The 5,648-nt window shown below is 73.1% G+C and carries 5 protein-coding genes; 3 read left to right on the top strand and 2 right to left on the bottom strand.

Annotation, left to right across the window (positions count from 1 at the left end):
* Positions 1 to 321 (bottom strand): RNA polymerase sigma factor (locus tag SACPADRAFT_RS0201720; RefSeq protein WP_007026246.1); only part of this gene is annotated, 321 nt, incomplete at its 3' end.
* Between the two features lie 216 nt (positions 322 to 537).
* Here SACPADRAFT_RS0201720 and SACPADRAFT_RS0201715 point away from each other — a divergent pair.
* From SACPADRAFT_RS0201715 to purE, 3 genes are read left to right on the top strand one after another with little or no spacing between them, the layout of a single operon-like run.
* Positions 538 to 1,959 (top strand): glycosyltransferase 87 family protein, encoded by a 1,422-nt coding sequence (locus tag SACPADRAFT_RS0201715; protein WP_007026245.1) that lies wholly within the window; start codon positions 538 to 540, stop codon positions 1,957 to 1,959.
* A gap of 34 nt (positions 1,960 to 1,993) precedes the next feature.
* Positions 1,994 to 3,175, top strand: a complete 1,182-nt coding sequence (locus SACPADRAFT_RS0201710; RefSeq protein WP_007026244.1) for a 5-(carboxyamino)imidazole ribonucleotide synthase — start codon at positions 1,994 to 1,996, stop codon at positions 3,173 to 3,175.
* 24 nt (positions 3,176 to 3,199) lie between these two features.
* Positions 3,200 to 3,697: a 5-(carboxyamino)imidazole ribonucleotide mutase gene (gene purE, locus SACPADRAFT_RS0201705; RefSeq protein ID WP_007026243.1), complete on the top strand. Its 498-nt coding sequence runs from the start codon at positions 3,200 to 3,202 to the stop codon at positions 3,695 to 3,697.
* A 106-nt stretch (positions 3,698 to 3,803) separates the two neighbouring features.
* Here the strand turns inward: purE and SACPADRAFT_RS0201700 are convergent, their stop codons facing one another.
* Entirely contained in the window at positions 3,804 to 5,450 is a 1,647-nt protein-coding gene (locus SACPADRAFT_RS0201700) for a class I adenylate-forming enzyme family protein (RefSeq protein ID WP_007026242.1), read from the bottom strand.
* Positions 5,451 to 5,648: the final 198 nt, after the last annotated feature.

Raw genomic sequence — 5,648 nt, 5'->3', positions numbered from 1 at the left:
CGCGGGACGGCCGTCGCCGCCGGGCCCGGCCCCCGGGCTGCCACGCAGACCCGCCGTGCGCCGGACGGTGGACAACAGGTACGGGCGGACGGCGACGTCCGGCCCCGCGCCGTCGCGCAGGGCGTCCAGCATCGTGGCGAACGAGTCCGAGACCACGGTGTCGGCCTCGGCGGCCGAGGCGCACAACCGCCGGGCGAGGCGGTTCGCCGCGGCGACGTGCCGTTCCCGCAGCACGCCGAACTCCGCGATCCGGCCCGCACGCACCGCGGCGACGAGGTCGGCGTCACCGGGGCCCGTGGCGTCGGGGGGTGCGGGGGACACGGCGCTCCTTCCTGGGTTCCGTGACCCGCGCGGGTGCGGGGCCGGGGCGTGCGCAAACGTGACCCAGTGTGTCCCAACAACCGCGTTTCGGCATCCCGCGGGCGGGTGTCTCCCGGCGGCGGCGTCGGGCGGGTTCTCGCCCACAACATCGGATCGGCGGTGTGGTTTCCTGGTTGTCGTGAGTCAGCCGACCTGCGTCCTGTGGTGAAGCCGGAGATGTCCGTCACGACCGAACCCGAGCCCGGTGGTGCGGCAGACCCGGCCGGGCGGCGGTACCTGTCCCTGCGCGACTCGCTCGGCAGGCTGGCCGTGCGCCCCCGGTCGGTGGCGCTGCTGGCGCTGCTTCCCGTGTTGGCCCTGCTCGGGGGTGTGGCGGGGTGGGTGTTCGACTGGCCGCTCGGTGTGGACAGCGCCGTGTACCGGGCCGGTGCGATCACCCTGGTGCAGGGGGAGCCGCTCTACGCCGGCAACACCCTGGGGGCGGAGCCGTTCTGGGCGCTGCTGCCGTTCACCTACCCGCCCACCGCGGCGCTGCTGTTCGTGCCGCTGGCGGTGCTGCCGGTGCAGGTGGCGTGGGGTGTGGTCGCGGCCGTGTCGTTCCTCGCGCTGGCCCTGGTGGTGCGCCTGGTGCTCGCGACCCTGCCCCCGCCGAGTGGGCAGGTGTCCCGGTGGGCCTCGCCCGCGCGGGCCACGCTGGTGTTCTCCGTGCTGTTCTTCGCGCTGGAACCGGTGTGGCGCACGATCTTCCTCGGCCAGATCAATCTCATCCTGATGGCCCTGGTGGTGCTCGACGTGCTGCTGCTGAGCAGGCGGGGCAGCCGGTGGGGCGGCGTGCTCGTCGGGGTGGCCTCGGCGGTGAAGCTGACCCCGCTGATCTTCGTGCCGCACCTGCTGTTCACCGGAAGGGTGGCCGACGCGCTGCGCGCCCTGGGCACCTTCGCGGGTCTGCAGGTGCTCATGCTCGCGCTCGCGCCGTCCGACACCGTGCGGTTCTGGACGCACACCGTGTTCAACGCGGGCCGGATCGGGCCGATGCACTGGGCGGGGAACCAGTCCCTGAACGGGCTGCTGAACCGGATCACCGACCTCGCGCCGTGGGCGACCACCGCCGCCCTGGGGATCGGGGCCGCACTGGCGCCGTTCGCCGTGTGGCTGATGCTGCGCTTCCACCGGCGCGGGCAACCGCTGAACGCGTTGCTGGTGACCGCCTTCTATGCGCTGCTGGTCTCTCCGGTGTCCTGGTCGCACCACTGGGTGTGGGCGGCGCCGCTGATCGTGGTGCTCGTGGCCCGGCTGCCGGCCACGACCCCCGCGACGGCCTGGCGGCGGTGGCTGGCGGCCGGGTCGGTGATCGTGGTGTTCGTCAGCTGCGTGCTGCTCGTGCTGCCGAACGGGCGCAACCTCGAACTCCACTGGGAGTTCTGGCAGTTCGTGCTCGGCAGTGCCTACCTGCTGGTGCCGTTGCTGCTCACGGCCGTGCTCGGACTCCGGTGGTGGTCGCGGTCCCGGGCCGCGGCCGGGCAGGCGGCCGCGGAGTCGACGGCGGCCCCGCTCACCGGACGGGACGCGGACGGGGACGCGGACGGGCCGGAGGCGTCCGAGGAGGCGCGGCACACACGGGCGGCGGGGCGGCGCTGAGCGGGCCGTGGCGGCCCCGTAATCTGGACCGACCATGGACTCCCGAACCGGACTTCCCGTCGTGGGGATGGTGGGCGGCGGCCAGCTCGCCCGGATGACCCACCAGGCGGCGATCTCACTCGGCCAGTCCCTGCGCGTGCTCGCCGTGACCGAGGGGGAATCGGCGGGCCTCGTCGCGGGCGAGGTGGCCTACGGTCATCACACCGACCCGGAGGTATTGCGCTCCTTCGCGCGGGGCGTCGACGTGCTCACGTTCGACCACGAACACGTGCCGCAGGACCTGCTGCGGACGCTGGCCGACGAGAAGGTCGTGCTGCGACCCGGCCCGTCGGCGCTCGCGTTCGCGCAGGACAAGCTGCGGATGCGGGAGCGGCTCGCCGGGCACGGCATCCCGGGGCCGCCGTTCGCCGCGGTGTCGTCGACCGACGACGTGGTCGACTTCGGGCGGGCGCGGTCGTGGCCGGTGGTGCTCAAGGCGGCCAGCGGCGGCTACGACGGTCGCGGGGTGTGGATGGTGCACTCGGCGGACGAGGCGCGGGCGCTGGTGCCGGAGCTGCTCGACGCCGGGACCCCGCTGCTCGTCGAGGCGAAGGTGCCGATGCGGCGGGAGCTGTCCGCGCTGGTGGCGCGTTCGCCGTTCGGCCAGGGCGCGGCGTGGCCGGTGGTGGAGACCGTGCAGTCGGACGGCATCAACACCGAGGTGCTCGCGCCCGCTCCCGACCTGGACGAGGCCCGCACCCGGCAGGCCCAGGACCTCGCGTTGCGCATCGCCGAGGAGCTCGACGTCGTCGGGGTGCTCGCGGTGGAGCTGTTCGAGACCGACGAGGGCGTGCTGGTCAACGAACTGGCCATGCGCCCGCACAACTCGGGGCACTGGACGATGGACGGGTCCCGCACCTCGCAGTTCGAGCAGCATCTGCGCGCGGTGCTGGACTACCCGCTGGGGAGCACGGACCCGCTGGCGCCGACCGTCATGGCGAACGTGCTCGGTGCCCCGGAGACGCCGTCGATGTCGGTCGACGAACGGCTGCACCACCTGTTCGCCCGCTTCCCGGACGTGCGGGTGCACCTCTACGGCAAGGCCGAGCGGCCGGGCCGCAAGCTCGGGCACGTCAACCTGCTGGGCGAGCTCACCGACGGACAACGGGAGCGGGCACGGCTGGCGGCACACTGGCTGTCCCACGCCGAGTGGCCGGACGGTTACGAGATCCACTGAGCGAGGACGGGGGCGACGGACGAAGTGAGTACCGCCACGGTCGGCGTCATCATGGGCAGCGACTCGGACTGGCCGGTCCTGGAGGCCGCGGGGCAGGCGCTGGACGAGTTCGACGTGCCCTACGAGGTCGGGGTGTACTCGGCGCACCGCACCCCGCGGCGGATGCTGGACTACGCCGGCTCCGCCGCCGGACGCGGCCTGAAGGTCGTCATCGCGGGCGCCGGGGGTGCGGCCCACCTGCCGGGCATGGTCGCGGCGGCGACGCCCCTGCCGGTGATCGGGGTGCCCGTGCCGCTGAAGCACCTCGACGGGCTCGACTCGCTGCTGTCCATCGTGCAGATGCCCGCCGGGGTCCCGGTGGCGACGGTGTCCGTGGGCGGCGCACGCAACGCGGGCCTGCTCGCGGTGCGCATGCTCGCCGCCGGCGACGCCACCCTCCGCACCCGCATGGAGTCCTACCAGTCCGACCTGGAACAACTCGTCCTGGACAAGGACGCCACCCTCCGCGCCCAACTGGGGTGAGCGTGAGGGGCACATTCACTGCGTGTGACGCAGTGAATGTGCCCCTCGCTGCGCCGAACGCAGGGAAAGTGCCCTTCACGGCACAACGGCGGGGGTGGGCGCCGGGTCAGGACAGGCGGTCGCGGAGTTCGCGTTTGAGGATCTTGCCGGCGGCGGAGACGGGGATGGCGTCGACGACGTGGACCTCGCGGAGGCGTTTGTACGGGGCCACCCGGGCGTTGACCGCCTCCTGCACCGATCCGGCCGTCGTGTCGCCGTGGCCGGGGGCGGGGACCACGAACGCGACGGGCAGTTCGCCCGCCTCGGGTGAGCGCCTGCCGACCACGGCGGCCGAGGCGACCTCGGGCAGCTCGACGAGCAGTTCCTCCAGCTCGCGCGGGTAGACGTTGTAGCCCTTGTAGATCAGCATGTCCTTCTTGCGGTCGACGATGGACAGCACGCCGTCGTCGTCGAGCACGCCGATGTCGCCGGTGTGCAGCCAGCCGTCCACGAGGACCTCGGCGGTCTCGTCGGGGCGGTTGTGGTAGCCCTGCATCACCTGCGGGCCACGCAGGCACACCTCGCCCTCGGTGTTCGGCGGCAGTTCCTCCTCGCCCCCCTCCACGGGCACGAGCTTGACCTCGGTGTCGAAGAGGGGCACACCCACGGTGCCGACCTTGCGGGTGCCGGATTCCCAGGTCGGCGCCAGGGTCGCCCCCATGGTGACCTCGGTGAGTCCGTACCCCTCGCTGATGACGGCGTCCGGGAACCGCTTCCGCAGTGCCCGTGCCTGCTCGTGCGGCATCGGCGCCGCGCCCGAGGTGATACCGCGCACCGAGGACAGATCGGCGGTGTGGAACTCCTCGCAGGCCAGCAGCGCGGCGAACAGCGCGGGGGCCCCGCTCATCGTGGTGATCCCCAGCCGCTCGGCGTCGGCCACGTACGCCTGCGGGTCGAACCGGTCGTGCACGGTGACGCTGCCGCCGGTGAGGACGCCGATGTTCAGACCGCCGATGCCCATGGCGTGGAACCACGGGGTGAGGTTGATGCTGACCCCGGTCCCGAGCTCCGAGGTCCACTCCTCGCTGCTGCCGATCTGCTCGACCGTCGGGTTGCCGTGGTCGTCGAAGGTGGGGACCGACCCCGACCCCCAGCAGGCGTACTGGATCGCGTTGACGACGACGTTGCGGTGGGTCAACCGCACGCCCTTCGACCGCCCGGTGGTCCCGCCCGTGTACCCGAGGTGGGCGAGGTCGGTGCCCGGGTCGATCACCACGTCCGGCGGTTCGGGCGAGGCGTGGGCGTGAAAGCCCGCGAAGTCGGTGTGGCTGTCGTCGGTCGGGGCCACCACGAGCACCGTGTCCACGTCCAGACCGTCCAGGGCCGACGCGACCGGGCCGTAGGTCACCACGACCCGCGCCGCGCAGTCGGTGAGCTGCTCGTGCAGCGCGTCCCGGGGCAGCAGCGGGCTCGCCGGGCTGAACACCGCCCCGGCCAGCAGTGTGCCGTAGTAGGCCACCGGGAAGGCGAGGCAGTTCGGCAGGTGCAGCGCGACGGTGTCGCCGGTGCCGACTCCGCGCTCGCGCAGCGCGTTGGCGAACCGGCACGCCGACTGCCACAGCCCGGTGAAGCTGAGGCTGTCGCCGTGGTGGGTGAATGCCGTCCGGTCGCCGTAGCGCGCGGCGGCACCGGCGAGCAGGGAGCCGACCGGGACCTCGGGGTAGGTCAACGACGTGGGGAGGCCGGGAGGACGCGTGTCCGGTGTGCGCGACATCACCCGACAGTAGGCAACGCGGGGAAGCGGACACAAGCCTTCCGGGCGACAGTGGTCCGGTCCCCGTGTGCCCGGAACGACGTCCGGCCCGCCGCGTTGCGCACCGCGCACGACGACCCGCGGCCCGGGCCGCCCGGCTCAGGTCAGCTCGACCGTCGTGCGCTCGGTGTCCCGGTGGCGGGTCAGCGCCTCCGCGTC

Source organism: Saccharomonospora iraqiensis subsp. paurometabolica YIM 90007 (genome assembly GCF_000231035.2).
GTDB classification, from domain to species: Bacteria; Actinomycetota; Actinomycetes; order Mycobacteriales; family Pseudonocardiaceae; genus Saccharomonospora; species Saccharomonospora paurometabolica.
The sequence above is the reverse complement of the archived record's forward strand: the minus strand, read 5'-3'. Positions and strand labels throughout refer to the sequence as shown.

Coding starts and splice junctions, on each gene's coding strand:
- SACPADRAFT_RS0201715 (WP_007026245.1), top strand. CDS start 538: ATGTCCGTCACGACCGAACCCGAGCCCGGTGGTGCGGCAGACCCGGCC.
- SACPADRAFT_RS0201710 (WP_007026244.1), top strand. CDS start 1,994: ATGGACTCCCGAACCGGACTTCCCGTCGTGGGGATGGTGGGCGGCGGC.
- SACPADRAFT_RS0201700 (WP_007026242.1), bottom strand. CDS start 5,450: ATGTCGCGCACACCGGACACGCGTCCTCCCGGCCTCCCCACGTCGTTG.